17 protein-coding genes are annotated in these 20,696 nt (G+C 56.6%); 5 read left to right on the forward strand and 12 right to left on the reverse strand.

The annotated features are described in order from the left end of the window. Window position 1: 1 nt before the first annotated feature. The gene (locus K3556_RS09545) at window positions 2-934 is read right to left on the reverse strand and encodes a carbohydrate ABC transporter permease (RefSeq protein ID WP_260516568.1); all 933 of its coding nucleotides are present in this window, start codon (window positions 932-934) and stop codon (window positions 2-4) included. Between the two features lie 232 nt (window positions 935-1,166). Here K3556_RS09545 and K3556_RS09550 point away from each other — a divergent pair, with 232 nt between their 5' ends. Then, complete coding sequence (locus tag K3556_RS09550; protein WP_260516569.1) at window positions 1,167-1,922, forward strand: GntR family transcriptional regulator; 756 nt, start codon at window positions 1,167-1,169, stop codon at window positions 1,920-1,922. Window position 1,923: 1 nt separating this feature from the next. Continuing rightward, a complete protein-coding gene (locus K3556_RS09555; RefSeq protein WP_260516570.1) occupies window positions 1,924-3,702 on the forward strand; it encodes a beta-N-acetylhexosaminidase in 1,779 nt (592 codons plus the stop codon). A gap of 3 nt (window positions 3,703-3,705) precedes the next feature. Here the strand turns inward: K3556_RS09555 and ugpC are convergent, their stop codons facing one another. Genes ugpC through ugpB form a run of 4 tightly spaced genes read right to left on the reverse strand, consistent with a single transcriptional unit; the run spans window position 3,706 to window position 7,873 of the window. Beyond that, on the reverse strand, window positions 3,706-4,761 hold the full coding sequence (gene ugpC / locus K3556_RS09560) for a sn-glycerol-3-phosphate ABC transporter ATP-binding protein UgpC (RefSeq protein ID WP_260516571.1): 1,056 nt from the start codon (window positions 4,759-4,761) through the stop codon (window positions 3,706-3,708). 3 nt (window positions 4,762-4,764) lie between these two features. Next, complete coding sequence (gene ugpE, locus K3556_RS09565; RefSeq protein WP_260519216.1) at window positions 4,765-5,601, reverse strand: sn-glycerol-3-phosphate ABC transporter permease UgpE; 837 nt, start codon at window positions 5,599-5,601, stop codon at window positions 4,765-4,767. Between the two features lie 20 nt (window positions 5,602-5,621). Next, window positions 5,622-6,503, reverse strand: a complete 882-nt coding sequence (ugpA, locus tag K3556_RS09570; RefSeq protein WP_260516572.1) for a sn-glycerol-3-phosphate ABC transporter permease UgpA — start codon at window positions 6,501-6,503, stop codon at window positions 5,622-5,624. Between the two features lie 56 nt (window positions 6,504-6,559). Continuing rightward, window positions 6,560-7,873 (reverse strand): sn-glycerol-3-phosphate ABC transporter substrate-binding protein UgpB, encoded by a 1,314-nt coding sequence (gene ugpB, locus K3556_RS09575; protein WP_260516573.1) that lies wholly within the window; start codon window positions 7,871-7,873, stop codon window positions 6,560-6,562. Between the two features lie 183 nt (window positions 7,874-8,056). Here ugpB and K3556_RS09580 point away from each other — a divergent pair, with 183 nt between their 5' ends. Next, a complete protein-coding gene (locus K3556_RS09580) occupies window positions 8,057-8,959 on the forward strand; it encodes a LysR substrate-binding domain-containing protein (RefSeq protein ID WP_260516574.1) in 903 nt (300 codons plus the stop codon). A gap of 66 nt (window positions 8,960-9,025) precedes the next feature. On the opposite strand, the gene K3556_RS09585 is transcribed toward K3556_RS09580, so the two are convergent. The 3 genes from K3556_RS09585 to K3556_RS09595 form a co-directional block, all read right to left on the reverse strand. After that, window positions 9,026-9,280: a hypothetical protein gene (locus K3556_RS09585; RefSeq protein WP_260516575.1), complete on the reverse strand. Its 255-nt coding sequence runs from the start codon at window positions 9,278-9,280 to the stop codon at window positions 9,026-9,028. A gap of 69 nt (window positions 9,281-9,349) precedes the next feature. Then, window positions 9,350-11,179 carry a Na/Pi cotransporter family protein gene (locus K3556_RS09590; RefSeq protein WP_260516576.1) on the reverse strand — a complete coding sequence of 610 codons (1,830 nt, stop codon included), beginning with the start codon at window positions 11,177-11,179 and terminating at the stop codon, window positions 9,350-9,352. An 18-nt stretch (window positions 11,180-11,197) separates the two neighbouring features. Next, window positions 11,198-12,772 carry an inorganic phosphate transporter gene (locus K3556_RS09595; RefSeq protein WP_260516577.1) on the reverse strand — a complete coding sequence of 525 codons (1,575 nt, stop codon included), beginning with the start codon at window positions 12,770-12,772 and terminating at the stop codon, window positions 11,198-11,200. 297 nt (window positions 12,773-13,069) lie between these two features. Between K3556_RS09595 and K3556_RS09600 the strand changes: the two genes are divergently transcribed. Further along, complete coding sequence (locus K3556_RS09600; RefSeq protein ID WP_260516578.1) at window positions 13,070-13,735, forward strand: ferritin-like domain-containing protein; 666 nt, start codon at window positions 13,070-13,072, stop codon at window positions 13,733-13,735. A gap of 332 nt (window positions 13,736-14,067) precedes the next feature. Continuing rightward, a complete protein-coding gene (locus K3556_RS09605; RefSeq protein WP_260516579.1) occupies window positions 14,068-16,290 on the forward strand; it encodes a choice-of-anchor F family protein in 2,223 nt (740 codons plus the stop codon). Between the two features lie 318 nt (window positions 16,291-16,608). On the opposite strand, the gene K3556_RS09610 is transcribed toward K3556_RS09605, so the two are convergent. The 4 genes from K3556_RS09610 to K3556_RS09625 form a co-directional block, all read right to left on the reverse strand. After that, on the reverse strand, window positions 16,609-17,694 hold the full coding sequence (locus K3556_RS09610) for an ABC transporter ATP-binding protein (protein WP_260516580.1): 1,086 nt from the start codon (window positions 17,692-17,694) through the stop codon (window positions 16,609-16,611). Window positions 17,695-17,697: 3 nt separating this feature from the next. Further along, window positions 17,698-18,501: an ABC transporter permease gene (locus K3556_RS09615; RefSeq protein ID WP_260516581.1), complete on the reverse strand. Its 804-nt coding sequence runs from the start codon at window positions 18,499-18,501 to the stop codon at window positions 17,698-17,700. After that, window positions 18,498-19,478: an ABC transporter permease gene (locus K3556_RS09620; RefSeq protein ID WP_260516582.1), complete on the reverse strand. Its 981-nt coding sequence runs from the start codon at window positions 19,476-19,478 to the stop codon at window positions 18,498-18,500. The genes K3556_RS09615 and K3556_RS09620 overlap by 4 nt, the downstream gene beginning before the upstream one ends. A gap of 75 nt (window positions 19,479-19,553) precedes the next feature. Continuing rightward, a complete protein-coding gene (locus K3556_RS09625) occupies window positions 19,554-20,663 on the reverse strand; it encodes a PotD/PotF family extracellular solute-binding protein (protein WP_260516583.1) in 1,110 nt (369 codons plus the stop codon). Window positions 20,664-20,696: the final 33 nt, after the last annotated feature.

Raw genomic sequence — 20,696 nt, forward strand, 5'->3', positions numbered from 1 at the left:
CTTACTTCGCTCCGTATTTCTTGTTCACCTTGTTCAGGAAGAACAGATAGGCGAGTGAGAACAGGCCAAGCAGCAGCACGATGATCACCGCACGGGCGGAGCCTTCACCGAATTTGTAATTGCCGATGGCGGTTTTATAGGTGTCCACAATCAGGGTGGTTGTCGCGCCGCGCGGGCCACCTTCGGTCAGGATCCAGATGATCTCGAAACTGTTGAAGGTGAAAATGGCGGACAGAAGCGACATCGACACGATCACCGGCATGATTTGCGGGATCGTGATGCGGCGGAACCGATACCAGCGCCCTGCCCCGTCGACCCAAGCGGCTTCGTACAGATCGCGGCTGACACCTTGCATCGCGGCCAGAAAGAACAATGTGACCATCGGCACGCCGACCCAGACATCGGTGGCAATCGCGGAATAGAAGGCCGATTGTTTTTGGGCGAGGAATTCAAACGGCGCATCGGTGATGCCAAGACGCATCAACGTGCCAGACAAGACGCCGAAATACCCGTTGTAAAGCCACAGCCACCCGATACAGCCGATCGCGATCGGGATCACCCAAGGCGGCATGACCAGAACGCGAAACAACGCACGACCCGGCACGGCGGCGTTTAGTAGCGTCGCGCCGATCAGACCCAGCACCAATTTCAGCGCGACGGACAGAAACATCCAATAGAAGGTGCGCACGATGGTTTGATGGAACTTTCGGCTGCCCGCAAGGTCTTCGTAGTTGGCCATGCCGACAAATTTCTCGCCGCCAAGCCCGGCCTCCATAAAGGACAGCCGAATGGTTTCAGCCAGCGGCCAGGCCACGATAACAGCGATGAACATCATCGCCGGTCCTACAAGAAGCCACGCGAAAAGGCTTTCGGATATGGCTTTGCGGCCATTGGCTTCGACCGCCCGTCCAACTGCTTGCGTCACGTCTGTCACTGATTTTCCCCCACAGATACCCCGAGCGAATCGAGGCGCATACCAATTGATACCAAAACACAGCAACTTTGCCTACCATTATAATACCACTTTGATCGAGACTCTGGTTTCGATTATTATTTTCTTATTTACCAATTGTTTATTTGGTCTAAAAGTTGATCATGACAAAATGGGCATTGCAATTCAGATCACTTTGGTATTACTTTTGAATACCAAATAAATTGGACATGTTATGCCGACGCACCCAAATTGGTTAAACCCTGCCGCGTGGTTTCACCCCGGCCGTGGACCGCGGTACCTGCAATTGCACCGGCATATCCGGTCGGCCATCCAGTCGGGTGACCTCGCTCCGGATGATCAACTGCCCGCCGAGCGTGACTTGGCCGACGCCGCCGAGGTCAGCCGCGTTACCGTGCGCAAAGCCATCGCAGAGCTGGTCAGCGATGGGTTGATCGACCAAAGGCAGGGCGCCGGGTCTTTCGTCCGCGCCGCTGCGCCGAAACTGGAACAATCGCTGTCGTCGCTGGTGTCCTTTACCGAGAACATGCAGGCGCGCGGTATGACCTCGACCAGCGAGATCTTGTCGCTTGGCCTGTATCGCCCCACCAGTGAAGAGATGATGTCGCTGGGTCTGTCATCCAATGATCGGGTTGCCCGGATCGAGCGTCTGCGCAGCGCCAGCGGCACACCGATGGCGCTGGAGCAGTCTTCACTGCCCGGTGATATTCTGCCTCATCCCGAACAGATCGACGTATCGCTTTATGCCCTGCTGCGCAAAACTGGTCAGGCCCCGACCCGGGCCATCCAACGGGTGACCGCGACCAATCTGTCAGCGTCAGATGCCCAGATGTTTCACCTGCCCGAAGGGGCCGCAGTGCTGAAGATCGAGCGGACAGGATACCTGACCACCGGTCGCCCGATCGAGTTTACAAGTGGCCTCTATCGTTCTGATATTTATGATTTTGTATCCGAACTGAGATTGGACTGACATGGACTATAGCTGTCGGCTGGATGGTGCAAAAATGATGTGCTCCATCACTTCGGATCGGGACCTGTCGGCCCCGGTCTTTTGCTTTTCAGGCATGGCTCCGATGACGGCCACTTTGGGCGGCACGCGGCTCGGCGGTATGGGAAGCTTCACCGAAGTTGCGCTGCCAGACCTCATCGCCGGACAACCGCACGAGGTGGTCGTAGAATACACCCATGGCCACAAAGCGGCGAACCGGGCGTGGTTGCCGCAGGGACCTTACCTGCGGACACGGGACGATGTGTTTGCCTTGCCATACCAACCCAAGGGCTGCATTCCGCCCGCCCTGCCCGACCTTGGCCCCTTTGACGGGTTGCCGCTGGTGCCGCAGCCTGTTGCATGGACGCCGAGCGGCGGCACTGTCAACGTGAGCGGCGTACAATGCAGCGACGATGCGTTAGGTGCAGTCGCCGACCTGGCGAAACGGCGGGGGTGGTCCTTCGGCGGGTCATTCCCGGTTACGATCACGTCCGCTGACATGCAAGCGGATGCCTATCGGCTGGAAATCACACCGACCGGCATTCAGATCACAGTGGGCGATTATGGGGGACGGTTTTACGCTGGCATCACCCTGCTGACCCTAATGCAAGCCGGGCCTTTGCCTTGCGGTGTCCTGATCGACGCGCCCCGGTTTAGCTGGCGCGGGCAGCATCTGGACACAGCACGCCACTTTTACCAACCGCAGACCATTCTGGACCTTCTGGACCTGATGGCGCTGTTGAAATTGAACCGCTTTCATTGGCATTTTGCCGATGACGAGGCGTTCCGGCTGCAAATCGACAGCTATCCCGAGCTGTGGCGCAAGACCGAGTTCTGCGGTGAAGGGCATCTTCTGCCTGCCCTGTTCTCCGGCGCGATTGAGGCTGGCGGCAGCTACTCCAAGGATACGGCGCGGGCGATCATTGCACATGCTGCCGCCCTGAATATCGAGGTTCTGCCCGAAATCGAGGCCCCGGCCCATGCCATCGCCATCACGCAAGTGTTTCCCGAAACACGGGATCCGGCCGACAATGGACCTGAGGTCTCGGTCCAAGGGTATCGGGGCAACAGCCTGAACCCTGCCATGTCTAAGACCTGGGACGTGCTGGAGGCCGTGGCCCGCGAAGTCGGCGACCTTTTCCCGTTTGGCCATCTGCATCTGGGATGCGATGAGTTGCCAGAGGACACATGGATGGGATCCCCCAAAGCGCGCGCGCTGATGGCAGAGGAAGGGTTGGAGACAACACAAGACCTGCAAGGCTGGACCATTGCAAAGCTGGCGCAAACCGTCGTGCAGAACGGCCAGCGCCCGGCAGCGTGGGAAGAAGCCGCGCAAGGGTCAAACGGCGGCATCGGCCACAACGCCATTCTGTTCAGTTGGACCGGACAGGGACCCGGTCTGCAGGCCGCCCGCGCGGGCTATGACGTGGTGATGTCGCCCGCACAGCATGTCTATCTGGACATGGCCCATAGCGCCGATCCCGACGATTGGGGGGCCAGCTGGGCCGCCTTCATCTCGCTGGCTGACACGATCAACTGGAACCCGGTGCCGGACCCGGCACTGGCGGACAGGATCATCGGTGTGCAGGGCACATTCTGGTCCGAGTTCACAACAAAAGATGAACAGCTTTGGCCGATGCTAATGCCACGGCTGCTGGGGGTTGCTGTGAAAGCCTGGCAAACGTCGGATATCACCGCAGATGATCTGACCCGCCTTGCGGTCAGCTATCAGGACATCTGGCCGGTTGAAACGCCCGCCTGACCCCTAACTATCGATCCTAAGCTGCGTGTTTGGGTCAAACAAATGCGCGTGTCCGGGCTGAACGGACAGGCGCAACTCGTGACCTTTGTTTTGCGACACATGCACGCCGGGCAAACTGGCCGTGAAATCTGCGTTCGAACCCTCGAGCCTGCCGTGCAGCAAAGTATTGGCACCCAGCGGTTCGGACAAGTGAACCTTCAGGGTCAGTGGACCGTTGTCATCCGGGGTGACATGTTCCGGGCGAATGCCCAGTTTGACAGGTCCATCCTGATGGTTGGACGTTGTGATATCCCCGCCATCGATCCGCACCATGCCGCCCGCCACGTCAGCATCCAGTATATTCATCGCGGGACTGCCGATGAACTGCGCGGCAAATAGCGTGCGCGGCGTTTCATAGACCTCAAGCGGGGTGCCAATCTGTTCGGCCACGCCCCCGTTCATCACAATCATCCGGTCCGCCATGGTCATCGCTTCGACCTGATCATGGGTCACGTAAAGCGCGGTGATGCCGAGTTTGGATTGTAACTCTTTGATTTCCAACCGCATCTGAACACGCAGCTTCGCATCGAGGTTGGACAGCGGCTCGTCAAACAAGAACACCGCCGGTTCGCGCACAATGGCGCGGCCCATGGCAACCCGCTGACGTTGCCCACCAGACAGCTGCTTGGGCCTGCGATCCAACAATGCTTCCAGCTGCAAAAGCTCGGCTGCCTCGTGCACTTTTCGGGCAATCTCGTCCTTCGGAAGACCTGCAATCTTCAGCCCATAGCCCATGTTCTGCGCCACAGACATATGCGGATAAAGCGCGTAATTCTGGAACACCATCGCAATGTCGCGGTCCATCGGCTCTTTGTCGTTGGCACGTTCGCCGCCGATCAGAACCTCACCCGAGGTGACGGTCTCCAACCCAGCGACCATACGCAACAGTGTGGACTTCCCGCAGCCAGACGGGCCGACAATCACAATGAACTCGCCATCAGCGATTTCCGCGCTGATCCCGTGGATCACATCCGTTGGGCCAAAACTTTTCTTGATGTCTTTCAGCGTTACAGTCGCCATGAGTTATTTCTCGCTGTCTACTAAGCCACGGATAAAGAGCTTCTGCATCGACACCACGACGATCACCGGCGGGATCATCGCAAGGATCGAGGTCGCCATGATGACCGGCCAATCTGCCACGTCGTCGCCAGATGGGAACATCTGCTTGATGCCCATCACAATGGTGTTCATTTCCGGGTCTGTGGTGATCAGAAGCGGCCAGAGGTATTGGTTCCAGCCATAGATGAACAGGATCACAAACAGGGCGGCGACATTCGTGCGGCTCATGGGGACCACGATGTCCCAGAAAAACCGCATCGGGCGGGCGCCGTCGACGCGCGCGGCCTCGGCCAGTTCATCGGGGATGGTCAGGAAAAACTGACGAAACAGGAAAGTCGCAGTGGCCGAAGCAATGAGCGGGAAAATCAGCCCGGAATAGCTGTTCAGCATCCCGAACCCTGCCACAACCTCATAGGTCGGCACGATCCGCACCTCGACCGGCAGCATCAACGTCAGGAAGATCAGCCAGAAGAACATGTTACGGCCCGGAAATCGGAAATAGACGATAGCGAAAGCGGACAGAAGCGAGATGACGATCTTGCCCACTGCAATCCCGATGGCCATCACCAGCGAATTGAACAGCATTGTCGCCACAGGGACATTGACGCCCGAAAACAGCGCAGCCTTGTAGTTTTCAAAGAACTGATCGCCGGGCCAAAGCGGCATTGGCGGGCGTACAATTTCGGGTTGGGTGACAGTGGACGCGACAAAAGCGAGCCAGATCGGGAAGAAGATCACCAACACGCCAAGGATCATCAAAACATGGGTCAGCCACAGGCCAGCGCCGCGTTTTTCCACCATGCCATGTATTTCGCGGGCCATCAGTAATGCACCCTTTTCTCAACGAATTTAAACTGAAGCACGGTCAGCAACCCGACCACGATCAACAAGATCACCGATTGCGCCGAGCTCGAGCCCAGATCCTGCCCCACGAAGCCGTCAGAGAACACTTTATAGACCAGGATGGTCGTCGATTGCTGCGGCCCGCCCGAGGTTATGGTGTGGATCACACCAAAGGTTTCAAAGAACGAATAGACCACGTTGACCACCAGCAAAAAGAAGGTGGTGGGCGACAAGAGCGGCAGCACGATGGTGAAGAACCGCCGCCAGAAGCGTGCGCCGTCAATCGCAGCCGCCTCGATCACCGACCGGGGCACGGCTTGCAGGGCGGCGAAGAAAAACAGGAAATTGTAACTGATCCGCCCCCAAGCGGAGGCGACCACGACCAGCCCCATCGCCTCGCCGCCGTTCAACACGTGGTTCCAGTCATAACCGAGCTGGCCAAGATACCACGACACAACGCCGACACGGGTGTTGAACATGAAAAGCCACAGCACGCCTGCGACGGCGGGCGCCACGGCATAAGGCCAGATCAAAAGCGTGCGATAAGCCCCCGAACCTTTGATCAGACGGTCCGCCAGCACGGCCAAAAACAGCGCCGGGATCATCGAGGCCAGTGTGACCAAAAGCGAGAAGACCCCAGTCGTCACAAAGGACGCGCGATAGAATTTATCAGACAGAAGGTATTCGAAGTTGCCCAGCCCGACGAACTGCTTGGACAGACCAAACGGGTCGGGAATGAACAGCGATTGCCAGACCGCCTGCCCGGCAGGATAGAAGAAAAAGACTGCAGAAATAATGACTTGTGGCGCGATCAGGCACAAAGGCAACAACCAGCCACGGAAGGTCACGCGTTTTTCCATCACTTCCCCCGGAACGAAAAAAGGCGGGCCATGACAGCCCGCCTTCTGGTTGGTCTTTACATGTTGGCTTGCTCGAACCGGCGCAGCAGCGCGTCGCCACGCTCTTTCGCGCTGTCCATGGCTTCTTGTGCGGTTTTGTCACCCGACCAGATGCCTTCCAGCTCTTCGTCGATGATGCCGCGGATCTGGTCAAACGACCCCAGACGCAAGCCCTTTGAGTTGGCAGTGGGCGCCTTGGCTGTCATCTGGATTACCGCCACGTCAGTGCCTGGGTTTTCGTCATAGAACCCGGCTTCCTTGGTCGCCTCGCCTGCCGCGATGGTGATCGGCAAGTATCCAGTGTCCTGATGCCATTGCGCCTGAACCGGGGTCGAGGACAGGAAGGCCAGGAATTCGCCTACGCCCTTATATTCCTCGGCCTCGTGACCCTGCAACACCCACAGAGACGCACCACCGATGATGGTGTTTTGCGGGGCGTTGCCCACGCCGTCCCAATACGGCAGCGGACGCACGTCAAAAGCAAACTGCGCTTCGTCCTTGATACCCGCATATCCTGCCGAGCTTTCGGTAAACAACGCACAGTCGCCAGCACGGAAGTTTGCACCGCCTTCGTTGCGGCGGCCGGTATAGATGAATTTGCCGTCCTTAGCCCATTCGCCCATCTTACTCAGGTGCGCCACCTGCGCTTCGCCGTTCAGCGCAAGCTCAGTGTCCAGACCCGCAAACCCGTTGTCTTTCGTGGCAAACGGCACGTCATGATAGGCCGACATGTTCTCCAGATGGATCCAGCTTTGCCAAGCGGTGACCAGCGGGCATTCTTCGCCGCCGGCCTTCAGTTGTTCCAGCACAGCATCCACATTCTGCCATGTCGACAGGTCGGTGTCCGGGTCGACGCCCGCTGCGGTCATCGCATCACGGTTGACCCACAGAACGGGCGTAGAGGAGTTGAACGGCAGTGACAGCATCTGGCCGTCGGTGGTGGTGTAATACCCTTTCACCGACCCGATATAGGCGTCGGGATCAAACTCGGCACCGCTTTCGGCCATCACTTCATAGACAGGTTTGATCGCCCCGCCTGCCGCCATCATGGTCGCCGTTCCGACTTCAAACACCATCAAGACATGCGGCTGCTCATTCGCGCGGAACGCCGCAATCCCGGCGTTCAGCGTTTCGGAATAATTACCTTTGTAGCTGGCCACCACGGTATAGTCGCTTTGGCTGCCGTTGAACTGGTCAACCTGTGCGGCCACAAGCTCGCCCAGACGGCCGGTAAAAGCGTGCCAGAATTGGATTTCGGTTTGCGCATAGGCCCCAATCGGAGACATCGCGGTTGTTGCGGCAGCAATTGCGCCAAGCACGAGCTTTTTCACATTATCCTCCTTGCACCAGCAGCGGTGCGTTTCCCAAGTCAACAACGCGGGCTGATTGGCCCAATTGCGTGTCTTGCAAAAAGGTTACATCCCACCTGACATAATGCAAGAGTATTTACTGTAACGGTTTTATAACATCATATTATGCTGTTAGGGATAACGTGACAAACAAGGGGACTTTGCATGACACACCCGTTGCGGTTGCGCCAGCTAGAGGCGCTTATGGCCGTTACCCATCACGGTTCCATGACACGGGGTGCACAAGAATTGGGCATCAGCCAACCCGCCGTGAGTCGCCTTTTGTCCGACCTGCGCGACGTGCTGGGGTTCAACCTGTTCAACCGGCGCGACGGACGGTTGGTGCCGACACAGGAAATTCGCTTCCTGCTGCCAGACATCCGGCGGGTCTTGGACATGATGCATCAGATTTCCGAGGCCAGCCAGAACATCACCGACAAGAAGGCGGGACATCTTAGAATTGCCTGCCTTCCGGGCTTCGCGACCAGCCACCTGCCCGGCGTGGTCGCGGCCTTCCTGCGCGACCGGCCGGGCGTCAGCATCACGCTGGAACCCGACCGGCCCGAGCGAATTCTGGAATGGATGGTGGGCGAACAGTACGATTTCGGAATCACTGACGGGTTCGAAGGCCACCCTGCCGTCGAAAGCGAACATATCGACATTCGGACTGTCTGCGTCTTTCCAACCGGTCATCACCTGGCATCGCTTGAGGTCATCCGCCCACGTGACCTGGCCGACGAAAACCTTATCCACACCCGCCGCGACAGCTCCTTTTTCCGCGATCTGAATGAAGCGTTTCAAAAAGAGAATACCGGTATAAATTCATTGGTGGAATCGCGTCAATTCACCGCCGCATGTGAAATGGTCTGCAGCGGCATCGGCGCTTCAGTCGTCAGCGCACTGGACGCCGCGAAATATGTTGGCCATGGCCTTGACCACCGGCCATTCGCCCCCACCATTCCACACCGGCTTTCCTTGGTCCGCCCCACGCTGAAGCAACCCTCCATGCTCTCGCTAGAGTTTATGGAGATGTTTGCGGCCAGTCTTGCGCCTTACCGAATAAGCTGACAGTCGGGCGCCCTAGACGCCGACGCCACCCGGTCCAAGCAATGGCCCCTTTTCAAACCTGCTGAGTTACATGTCGCGAATTTTTTCTTCCAGCCAACGGGCGCGTTTTCGCTGTTCTTCGACCAGCTCTAGCTTGCGCTCCAGCCGCTCCCGTTTGGTTTCTTTTGTGGTTTCTTCAAGCTCCGTTTCCAGCAGCTGCGCCTTAGCTTCGAGCTTACGAAGAACTTTCTCCACATGCGCGGGTTTAATCTTCTGAGCTTTGCCCTTTTCGAGCCGACCATAATACTTGTCGAGTTTCTCGATCGCGCTTTCAAGTCCCATGGCACACACTCCTGTTTCGGGGCGGATAATACTGCCCTAATGTAATGGCAATATGACAACTTCTGTGGGTCATCGCGCTTCGTCCCCTTGTTTCTCGCCTATGGCCCCCATGACAATCGAGGCAAGCTCTTCGTCATCAAGCGCCAAAATTCGCTCCACCTCGGCCATGGCGTCCTCGGCTTCGATGTAATAGGTGCGCGCCGCACCAAGCAGGTCCCGCATTGCTTCGTAGGCGTAGTTGGAATCATTCAGAAATGATGTCGCCACCGAGGCATCAAGTTTACGGTTTCGGATCATGGCTTCGATGCGGTTGTTGGTTTCATGCGCATCGCTTTCCACCTGAACCCGTTCCTGATCCAGCCAAAGGCTCGACCGGTCCTCGGGATCTGCCAGATCAAGCTGCCTGATTTCGACAAGGATGCGAACGATCTCGATCCGAAGCTGATTATAAAGTTCCGTAATGGCCCCCTGCGGCCGCTCGGTGTATCGGGTCGCATTGCGCCTGAGGTGCTTGACGGCCTTCACCGCCCTGACAATCCGACCCGCCACATCGCGCAGCGAATAAATATCGTCCATGACATTCTCGGGCACATCCGTTGAACCAATGCGCGTGGCAAACTCGACAATCGCCGAATAAAGCGTCTTGATCCGCGCTTCGTATCGTTCGTCAATGTCGAACTCGAACGGCCTGCGACTGGCCCGAACCGTCGCGGCGATGTCCTTCGTATCAAAGATTTCATGCCGGTGAAGGTTCAACCCGTGCACGATCACTTCTACCGCGTTGTCATACAGGTGTTTGACCTCTTGGCGCATCGCAAACTCAATGGTTTGCGGAAATTCATCCACGGCTTGCGACAGATATTTCGGCTTGCTGAGATCTTCTTCGGGCTGCTTGATCGCCCGTTCCAAAAAGGCGATCAGGCGCTTAAGCAAGGGCAACATAATCACCACGCCCAGCGTGTTGAACACTGTGTGGAACACCGCGAGTTTCAGGGTGAAATCATTGTCCGGAATGCCGATCCCCGCCGAGATGAAGTCGACGGACATCCGGATTGGCCCAATAAACACCAAGGCCACCCCGGCGGTCACGACGTTGAAGATCAGATGCGCCAGTGCCAACCGCTTGCCCTGATAGTTGGCCGTGAACGAGCCAATGATTGCGGTGATCGTCGTGCCGATATTGGCCCCAATGGCCAGCGCCAGGGCGTTCTCATAAGATATTTGTCCCGCCGCAAGCGCGGTGATGATCAGGGTCATCGTGGCGTGACTGGACTGCATGACCACCGTCGCCGCACCGCCGATCAACGTATAGACCACCAGACCCAAAAGCCCTGTCAAAGCAAAACGGGTGAGATCGAACTGGTCCTTGAAGGATTCAAAGCCCTCTTTCATGTGGTGGATGCCAAGGAACAAGAACCCCAGACCAGCAAGCACAAAACCCGCACCGCGCAGATACTTGTTTTTCTGGAACACGAGCACGATGGCTATCGCCAGCATTGGCAAGGCATAGGCCGAGATTTTCACCTTGAGACCAAACCCCGCCACCAGCCATGCGCCGGTGGTCGTGCCGATATTGGCCCCAAAAATGATCCCTACGCCTGCGATAAGCGAGATCAGCCCGGCAGACAGGAAAGAAATGGTGATCACCGACACCAGCGAACTGGATTGCATGATCGTCGTCGACAGGATGCCAAACCCCATGGATTTGGCGACCGAACCGGTTGCTTTTTCCAATGCGACTTCAAGAAAACCACCGCTGAACAGCTTAAAGCCATCTTCGAGCATCAACATGCCAAAGAGAAAAATGGCAACTCCCGCGGCAATTTCCTGAAAATCGCTGCTGGCCCAGAACCCAAAGCTCAGGACCAGCAGGATGACCGGAAGTAAAAATTTCTTCATCAACAAACCGGTAAACTCCTATGGCAGCATCATGCCGCGCAGCACGAAATAGAACATCGCAGCCAAAAGGGCGGACACCGGAACGGTGATGATCCATGCCGACACGATCTTCAGAAGCGAGGAACGATGCACCAATTGGCGTTTCAATGCCTTTTGAAGCATCTTGCGCTCGGCCGCGTCAATAACCGCCTCCGGGCCCATCTTCTTCAACTGGTCCAACATACGCTGTTTGTCTTCAGGTGGCGCGTTCTGGAACGACATCAACACTTGCTCAGCCACGCCGAAGTCCTTTTCGCCTTCGTGCTTGTTAAGCACATCCTCGACCACCTTGCCCAAACGGGTTTCAAGGAACTCTCGCAGGAACCCGACACCAAAGACAGCGCCCAATGCGACGTGGGTCGAACTGATCGGCATGCCCAATTGGCTTGCGATGATGACGGTGATGGCCGCCGCCAGCGCGATGCAGAACGCCCGCGAGCGATCCAGTTCGGTGATCTCGGACCCGACAGTGCGGATCAGTTTCGGCCCAAACAGGGCTAGCCCGACAGAAATACCCAAAGCACCGATCACCATGACCCAAATCGGGATCGCAACCTTGGATGACCCCCCTTGCGTATGGGTCAGCGCGTCGACCACGCCAGCCAGCGGACCGACCGCATTGGCCACATCATTGGCACCATGCGCGAAACTGAGCAGCGCCGCCGAAATGATCAGCGGGATGGTAAACAGCTTGTTCACGCCGTCCCTATTATTTTCAAGTTTTGGCGCGGCTTTGTTGATCATCGGACGAACCAGAACAATCGCAACCAAACCGACGACAAGGCCGATCAAGAGCGCGTTGACAAAATCAATCTTGATCAAAGATTTGATGCCCTTTAGCGCGATATAGGTGGTAAACGCCCACGCCATCACCCCGATCATAAACGGCACGACCTTGCGCGCGGCTTCCACGGGTTCAGTTTTGAAAAAGATTGTCTTTTTCAAAAGATACAAGAACAGCGCGGCAATGATGCCCCCGGTCAGCGGTGAGATTACCCAACTCAGCGCGATCTTCCCCATCGCATCCCAGTTGACGACATCCCAGCCAGCCGCAGCGATCCCTGCGCCCATGACCCCGCCGACGATCGAATGCGTCGTCGATACTGGCGCGCCAAACCACGTGGCCGCGTTCAGCCATAAGGCTGCGCCAATCAACGCCCCCATCATCACCCAGATAAAGACATTCGGATCCGCCACATTGGCCGGATCAATGATGCCTTTCTTCACGGTGGAAACCACATCCCCACCCGCAATGATCGCACCGGCCGCTTCGAAAAAGGCAGCGATAACGATCGCGCCGGTTAACGTGAGTGCAAATGAACCAACCGCCGGGCCTACATTGTTGGCGACGTCATTCGCGCCGATGTTCATCGCCATGTAAGCGCCGATCACAGCGGCTGCGATCAGAAGGTATAATTGGTCCACATGTGCAAACCGCGAGCCCGTGTAGATCATCACGCCGACGATAAACAGGATCGCCGTGCCCAACCGCCCGACCTCCGAGCGACTAAGGTCCGTCGCGTTTTCGATCTTCAGATATTCTTTCACTTTCATAGGTCCCCCCATCCGGTTTTTGCACAGCAAAACCAAACCGCCGACGGTTTCCCATCGGGGGTTATGCTGCATGTGGGGAAATTGGCACGCACTATTGCGGCGGAAACTGAGGTGGATCAACGACAGCAGTTATCTGCGCGCTCTGTTCTATTTTTGTAACGCTCTGTGTGGCGCTAGCCCTTGCCGTTGGGTTCGGCGCTGCGTCTGCGTGTCGCAGTTGGCGTTCATAATATGCACACATTCGTTTCCTTTTATGTTTTCTTGAGTGACGCGCAAAACACAAGGAGAACAAACGAAATGTTTAAAGCAGGTGTATTGAGTGCAGCCATTTTCACTGCATGTCTGGTGGCCCCTCTTGAAGCGGGAACCGCAACGTTGACCGCGGAAGCCGAGGCCGCGGTCATGGAGGCTCTGAACGACGAATACCACGCACAGGCCTTCTATAGCGCCTTGGTCGACAAATACGGGGCCAATACGCCTTTCACCAACATTTTGGCTGCCGAGGAAACGCACGCAGATCGGCTGATCGACCTGCTAACAAAATATGGCGTCGAAGTCCCTGAAAACGGCTATCTGGACGGCACGCTTCCCTTGGCATCTATGCCAGTGACTTTGGATCAGGCTTATGAAGACGGCGTTGCCGCTGAGATCGCCAATATCGCGCTTTACGAGCAGACACTTTTACCAGCCGTCGCAGGCTACAACGATGTGACCCGCGTTTTCACCTCGCTTAAAAACGCATCTGAACGCAATCATCTGCCCACATTTGAAAAATGTAGCAGCGGTGGCTGTCAGACGGCGGCAGCAACCGGCGGCCAAGCTGACAAGCGCAAGTTATCGCAAAGGAAGGCTCTGGGAACGGGCGCTGAGAAAGCCTCTGACACCCGAAATGGCATGCCCAAGGGTCAGGCCAAGCGAGTGGGTCAGGGCAAGCGAACCGGAAAAGCTAAAGGCCGCAGTTAACCTGGCCAAAGCCCGCTGAGGTTGTGCAATGAACGCGCGGCTCCAAGCGACCTGCCTAGCCCCCAAGATTTGGGGGCTGGGTCACATAAAGGTCAGGTAAGTGGCCCCAGCAAAGCGTGTCATTGTGAAAGCGTGAAAGAATACACGCTCAAATTGTGTGAAAATGGCAACAAATTTTCCTTTTTCAACGAATTCCCGTTTCGGTTCACCCCGATTGACCGATATCAAATCATATTATTCGCATGTGAATATGCTGGCCACGACACCCTGCGTATGTGTCAGTTGTTTTTGTTTTCAGGGTGAGGGGAATAATTTTTTTTGAAGAGGCAAAAATGCGCAAAAATTTAACCAGATACGCGACAGTCGCGCCGACTGCACTTTTGGTGATGCTGAACGGACCGCTGAACGCAGGGACGTTTGAGGACATCGCACTACAACAAGTCATCGGTGATGGGTACGTGTATGTCGATGCAGAAGAAGGTGTGGTAGAGCCGGGCTTGCAGGCCATAACCGGCGCGGTGAACGCTGACTATCCGAATACAGACAGCCCGAAAAACATGGAAAACTGTCTGATGGCGAGCAATCCAGACGTCATCTGTACGTCAGAGCGCGGATCGGGCAAGCGCATCAAAACCAGACTGACCGGACAAAACGGCATGGACATGCTTTTGCAAACCCGGCCGAGCAACGGTATCACCGAGTATTTCCTGTACGGCAAAACCTCCAATCTTACCGGTGCACGCATAACGGGGATGGATATCCAATTGGGAACGGGCAGTGGTGCGGACTTTGTTCCGATGGATCCAAGCGATCCAACGATTGCGGCCCTGTTTGACCCCGACTTCAATTCGAAATTCAACCTGCCGGATGGCTTGTTCGGAAATGGCGGCAACGAAGGTGCTGGCACCGGTTTCTTTGACGACACCAAGGCGATCATGACCGCTGTGCTGACAAACCCAACCCTTGCGGTCAGCAACCTGACCAACGCGACCCACAGCCTGTACTTTGGCGATGCACTTCTGGACAACAGCATGGTGCCCGATGGGTATTTCTGGGATGCCGCTGGCACACCGCTTGAATCAGACGAGGCTGTCTTGATTGCGTGGTACCATACCGGTCAAGGAAAGTGGCTTTATGGCACATTGGGTACGGATACACCGGATCCCGGTGTTCTGTCGCAGGACGAAAGGGTGGCCGAGCTTGCCAAAAGCCTTGGCGTAACCGTTGCGCAACTTGGTTATACAAGTGGCGGCGAAATCCCCCCTGCCATTCTGGCAAAGATGGAAGCGGATAGTATTTTCTCGGTCGATGTGATCGAGGATCTCCGCAACTTGAACCTCAACTTCATCATCGATCTTGGTGATGTTGCAGGCAATCAGGTGACGTTGCGCTTGCTGCCAACATTCGCCCCGATCGTGCAACAGGCCAATACGCCTTATCAATTTACCGTCGCCGGACACTTGGATGGCGCTGCAAACGTTCCTTATCTAGATCTCGGGAATGCCGCGACCTATGGCGCTGCGATCAATAGCCTGCTTGCGATGGACGCCGTCCAGCGCGCTGAGCAGCTGGAACGGATCGGCTTTAGCTTCATGCCCGCCTTTTCGAGCCTTGGGTTCGAATTCTCGCGCAGCCAGGTTAGTGCCTTCAACAGTTCGTCTGGCCCGGCCTCCGGCGCTGGTGAGACTGTAAGCTCTCGTGGGGCCCCCAGTAAGTGGCAGATGGGCAGTGACCTGAATGCAATCATGTCGATCTCAGGGACGCGCACGCAATATGCGACTTCTCTGAACAACATTGGCTACGACCTCGATTTTGCCAATGTCAGCGTCGGCGCTGAGAAAACTGTGAACAACGACAGCTCGGTTGGAGTGATGCTGGGGTGGTCCAAGGGTACTGCCGATGCCTTCAACGATCGTGGTTCAGTCGAGGCCACTGGCCTGTCGGTCGCTGCATTCGGGCGCACCACCTTCGGTAAGTCTGGCAATCTGCAAGGCATCATCGGCTACCAAGGTCTGTCGTACGACTCGACACGTAACGTGATGGGGCAAACGGCCACCGGAAGCACCGACGGATCACAATTCTTTGCAGCTGTTCGCGGGGATTACATGATCGAAAAAGGAGCACTTTCCTTTGGCCCGACCATGGCGCTTGAGTATTATGGGCTCAATGTGGATGCCTTCGACGAAACAGGGGCTGGACCATGGAACCTGACCGTGGGCGATCAGTCCAGCGATGTGTTTCTGGCCTCAGTCGGGATGCGGGGCGCATATGATCTGCCCAGCAAGCGTGGCAACACGAAGCTGACAGGCAGTGTCGCTTTCACCAAGGCCTCTGGCGGTGATTATATTGTCGAAAACGGTTTCGTTGGCTTGTCTGGCAACCCAATCCCCGTCGACGGGTTTGATGACAGCTGGGTGGACGTGAGCGTCGGCATCTCGACCGAGCTGGCGCGCTCAAACGGGTCCCAGACCATCCTTCACGGTGGATATTCCGGCTCGTTCAGTGACAATTATGAAAGCCACGGCTTGCAAGTTGGCGTGCAGATGGTGTTCTGAACCAACACCCATCCGAGAATGAAAGCGGCGCCCTATCGGGCGCCGCTCTTCATTCATCACACGCAGGTCGACATCTGGCAGAGGTCATACACGCAGTGTTCAGCAGGCCTGATGTGCTTCGGATCGACAGGCTTTGCACCTCTGAACGAGCCGCCACCAAACAGGCCGCAATGGAGCCTGAACCTCGAAAAGGCTCCCCGTCTCAAGATCCGCCGCCGACTTCGGCAACGGTCAAGGACAAACTCGCCGCGCTGCAATAAGTTGACCATTGAACCGCGGCAACGTGAAGTGATCAACAGTCCGCTCCCCTTGACCCAGTCAGTCGTTCAGCACGGCCATGTTTTCTGCTTCCCAGCCGATCCAAACCGGATCGCTGCCGACCGATTGGCCGGTTTCTGCATCCACATAGGCTTTCAAAAGCGCGTCGCCGGCCTCACCCACCGCGATTTCCATCGCCATGCGTGACCCTAGAAAGGTTCTGCCAACCACACGTCCCTGCACCGCGTTGCCGGATTTCGGACGCTCTGCATGGAAGTCCAGCTTTTCCAAACGCACCGAGGCGGTGATCTGTTGCCCCTCGCCGGGCAAGGTGTCGGGTGCTGTGCCCCTGAGGGTCGTCCCTTCCCAATCCATCACCACTTTGCCGCCTTCTGTGCCTCGCATCCGACCCGAGAGCAAGTTGGTTTCCCCAATGAATTCGGCCACGAAACGGCTGGTGGGGTGGAAATACAATTCTTCCGGTGTGCCATCCTGTTCCACCCGGCCTTGGTTCATCACGACGATCCGGTCAGACATGGTCAGCGCTTCTTCCTGGTCGTGGGTGACGAAGAAGAATGTCTTGTGAGTGCGACGCTGGATTGACTTCAGCTCTTGCTGGACCTGTCCGCGCAGTTTGGCGTCCAACGCCCCTAGCGGTTCGTCCAACAGCAAAAGTGCTGGGTCGGGCGCCAGCGCACGGGCCAACGCAACACGCTGCCGCTGTCCACCGGACAATTGCACCGGATACCGATCGCCGTAGGTATCAAGCTCAAGAAACGACATGATCTCGTCCGAGCGGCGCTTGATCTCTGTCTTGCCCATGCCCTTCAGCTCCAACCCGAACGAGATGTTCTGCGCCACAGTCATGTGCGGGAACAGGGCATAATCCTGAAACACCATATTCACGTGCCGCTTTTCGGGCGGCTGGTTCGTCACATCTTCACCGTCGAGGATCACACGGCCGGTGGTCGGACGTTCGAACCCGCCAAGGATGCGCAGCGTTGTGGACTTGCCGCAGCCCGACGGACCAAGGAAGGTCACAAACTCGCCCTGTGCTATGTCCAAGGTCAGGTTCTCCAGCGCGACGGTCTTGCCGAAATGCTTGGACAGGCCCTCAATTCGGACGAGTGGAGTTTGATCGGTCATGGATTAGCTTTCCTTGTTCATGCGGCGGGTGAAGCGTTCGGCCCATATGCCGATCGCGGCCGTCAGGACCAGCGCAACAGTTGCAATGGCGTTAATCTCCGGGCTCATGCCTGAACGAAGTTTTGCAAAGATCAGCACCGGCAGCGTCGGTTCGTAACCGCCTAGAAAGAACGAGCGCACAAAATCGTCGAACGACAGCAATAGGCAGAAAATCGACGCGCCAAGAACGGCGGGCACCAGATACGGCAAGGTGATCCGAACAAACGTGACCAGCGGGTCAGCGCCAAGGTCGCGAGCGGCTTCAATCTGGCTTCTCGGCAGAGTCGACAGTCGTGCCATCACCACAAGCACCACGAAGGGAACGTTGTGTACCGCGTGGGCCCAAACAATCGCGCCCATACCGGGTTCGATCCCGAGATAGCGCGCGTAGATACGAAAGGCGATGGCCGAGATGATGCCCGGCACCAACGCCGGCAAAACCGTCATCCCGAACACCGCTGCCCGACCGAAGAACTTCCGCCCCTCCAGCAGCACGGCAATCCATGTGCCGACAAGGACCGAGATCAGTGTCGACATAACCGCGATGGCCAGAGAGTACCCGAAGGTCGATAATACCTGAGCGTCTGCAAAAACACCGGTGTACCAATCCAGCGTCCAGGACCGGATCGGGAAGCCGATGAACTTCGAATCCTTGAAGCCCATCATCACCATCAGGAACAACGGCACAAAGACATACAGGACAAATGCCCAATAAATGCAGCTTAGGAAAATGCGGTTGCCGCGGAAAACTTCTTCGCGATCATTCATTTCCGCTCTCCTTTTCGCAGCGCGTTCATCAACTTCTGGAACGTCGCCGTGATGATAAGTGCCGCCATGAACATGATCGTGGCAAAGGCCGCGCCCGTAGGCCATTCGTCACCCGCCACGTGGAAGAAACCCGCGATGGTTTCGGCAAACACCGTGGTCGACGGCCCCCCCAGCAGAACCGGCGTCGCGTAAAACCCGGTTGAGATCAGGAACACCAGCGTGCAACCCGACGAGATGCCTTCGATGGTCAGCGGTAGAGACACGCGGCGAAACCGGGTCCACGCGCCTGCGCCCAGATCGGCCGCAGCCTCGTTCATGCTTTGCGGCAGTTTCTCAAGCGCGGAATATAGTGGAAGCAACATGTAAAGCGCCGTCAGGTAGACGATACCAACCCCCATGGAAAAGCTCGTGTACATAAACGGAATGGGACGGTCGATTAGGCCCAGCCACTTCAAGACCAAATTGACAGCCCCCGTATTGCCCAACAGGATCATGATCGCATAGGTGCGCACGATCTCGCCCACCCAGAATGGGATCAACAGAAGCAGCAGAAACAGCATCTGGTTTTTGCGGCTGACATGACGGGCAAGAAAATAAGCCACCGGATAGGTTATAATCAGAGTGCAGAAAGTAAACACCCCGGCAAACGCCAATGTTCGAAAGAACGGCATCCAGAAAATGCTGTCGCCAAAGAAGCGGGCGTAATTATCCAACGTAAAATGTTGCTCGACCCCTGGCGCGACCGGATAGGCATCCGTCAGCGAAACACGAAACATCTGCAACATCGGACCAAGATGCTGTGTCAGCACCCACAAGATCGGAAAGGCGGCAAGAATAAGGAACTGGCGGCGGGGCGATGCGGTCGCCAAACGCATCAACGTATGATACGGCCCCCATCCCATCAGGCGGCCCCAAAATGTGCGGCCCGAGCTGTCATTCATCATGGCGCGCTCGTCTTGCTGTGCGTCAATGGTCATGCGGATTTCTTTCAAGGGTGAGTGCGCCCCTGCCCCGCAGGTGGCGGGACAGGGACAAGGCTCAGAAGCAAAAGATCAGGCGGCTTTGATCGCCTCGACAGCGGGATCAACAAGGCCATACTTCATATCGTTCGCTTCCGCGCGGAAGAACTGCAGGTTCGCCAGCTGCTCTTCCGGGAACGATGTCGACTTTTTCTCAAGGTCGCTCAGATGCTGCGAGGCATCCTTGTAGGTCGAGATGAAGCCTGACGCCTTCGTCATAGCCGCACCGATCTCGGACGACGCAAGGATGGCATCAAGGAAGGTATAGGCGTTATCCACATTCGGTGCATTATTGGCGATGTTGTAGGTGTAAACAAAGCCATAAGACCCTTCGCGTGGGATGGTCATTGCGAGCGGGAAACCATCATTGATCAAGGCTGCCGCCGGACCGTTCCAGGAATGGCCCAACGCGATATCCTGATTGACCATCATTTGCTGGAACTCGGCGCCACCATCATAGTATTTCCGCACCAGCGGTTTCTTGTCGATCAGGAACTGCTTGGCTTCTTCGACGATCTGGGCGGCCTTCTCGGGGTCGTCCATATACTCAACCATATTGCCGTCATATCCCTTCATCAGCATCACGATCGACATCATGTCCTGAATGATATAGGCAGTCTGGCCGCTGTATTTCTCGCTAAACAGCGTGTCCCAGGTCATCGCTTCTTCTTCGCTCACCAGCTCGGTGTTGTAAGACAGAACTTCCATCCCCGACAGGATCGGCGCGCCCCATTTGTTGTCATTGATCGTCGACCAGTCGCTTTCCGAGAAGGTCGGGTTAATGTTGCCCCAATTGCTAAGACGGCCTGTATCAAGCGGCGCCAGAAGGTCGCTGTCGATGAACTGCAGGAACCGGTGGCCAGCGACGGTCATGATGTCCACGGTCGGGTTTGGTTGCTCGGCCGCCAGCAGATTAAACTGTTTGCCCTGATCATCCACGAGGCGGACATTGACCTTGATGCCGGTTTCGGATTCGAACTGTTCTTTGAACGCTTCTGGTACGAAATCGTTGTAGGTCCAGATATTAACCTCGCCGCCCGACTGGGCTGCGGCCCGTCGCAAATAAAAGGGCGAAGCAAGCGCTGCGCCAGTGGCAGCGGCGGTGCCAAGAAAGCGGCGACGGTTATAAATCAATTTTGACATCTTAAGTCTCCTTGTTGGTTCAGTGGTCTTCTT

The sequence above is a fragment of the Aliiroseovarius sp. M344 genome, from assembly GCF_025140835.1.
Lineage (GTDB): Bacteria > Pseudomonadota > Alphaproteobacteria > Rhodobacterales > Rhodobacteraceae > Aliiroseovarius.

Bases quoted from the DNA above. Each gene is read 5' to 3' on its own strand.
- K3556_RS09550 (WP_260516569.1), top strand. From the start codon at position 1,167: ATGCCGACGCACCCAAATTGGTTAAACCCTGCCGCGTGGTTTCACCCC.
- K3556_RS09555 (WP_260516570.1), top strand. From the start codon at position 1,924: ATGGACTATAGCTGTCGGCTGGATGGTGCAAAAATGATGTGCTCCATC.
- ugpC (WP_260516571.1), bottom strand. From the start codon at position 4,761: ATGGCGACTGTAACGCTGAAAGACATCAAGAAAAGTTTTGGCCCAACG.
- ugpE (WP_260519216.1), bottom strand. From the start codon at position 5,601: ATGGTGGAAAAACGCGGCGCTGGCCTGTGGCTGACCCATGTTTTGATG.
- ugpA (WP_260516572.1), bottom strand. From the start codon at position 6,503: ATGGAAAAACGCGTGACCTTCCGTGGCTGGTTGTTGCCTTTGTGCCTG.
- K3556_RS09580 (WP_260516574.1), top strand. From the start codon at position 8,057: ATGACACACCCGTTGCGGTTGCGCCAGCTAGAGGCGCTTATGGCCGTT.
- K3556_RS09585 (WP_260516575.1), bottom strand. From the start codon at position 9,280: ATGGGACTTGAAAGCGCGATCGAGAAACTCGACAAGTATTATGGTCGG.
- K3556_RS09590 (WP_260516576.1), bottom strand. From the start codon at position 11,179: ATGAAGAAATTTTTACTTCCGGTCATCCTGCTGGTCCTGAGCTTTGGG.
- K3556_RS09595 (WP_260516577.1), bottom strand. From the start codon at position 12,772: ATGAAAGTGAAAGAATATCTGAAGATCGAAAACGCGACGGACCTTAGT.
- K3556_RS09600 (WP_260516578.1), top strand. From the start codon at position 13,070: ATGTTTAAAGCAGGTGTATTGAGTGCAGCCATTTTCACTGCATGTCTG.
- K3556_RS09605 (WP_260516579.1), top strand. From the start codon at position 14,068: ATGCGCAAAAATTTAACCAGATACGCGACAGTCGCGCCGACTGCACTT.
- K3556_RS09610 (WP_260516580.1), bottom strand. From the start codon at position 17,694: ATGACCGATCAAACTCCACTCGTCCGAATTGAGGGCCTGTCCAAGCAT.
- K3556_RS09615 (WP_260516581.1), bottom strand. From the start codon at position 18,501: ATGAATGATCGCGAAGAAGTTTTCCGCGGCAACCGCATTTTCCTAAGC.
- K3556_RS09620 (WP_260516582.1), bottom strand. From the start codon at position 19,478: ATGACCATTGACGCACAGCAAGACGAGCGCGCCATGATGAATGACAGC.
- K3556_RS09625 (WP_260516583.1), bottom strand. From the start codon at position 20,663: ATGTCAAAATTGATTTATAACCGTCGCCGCTTTCTTGGCACCGCCGCT.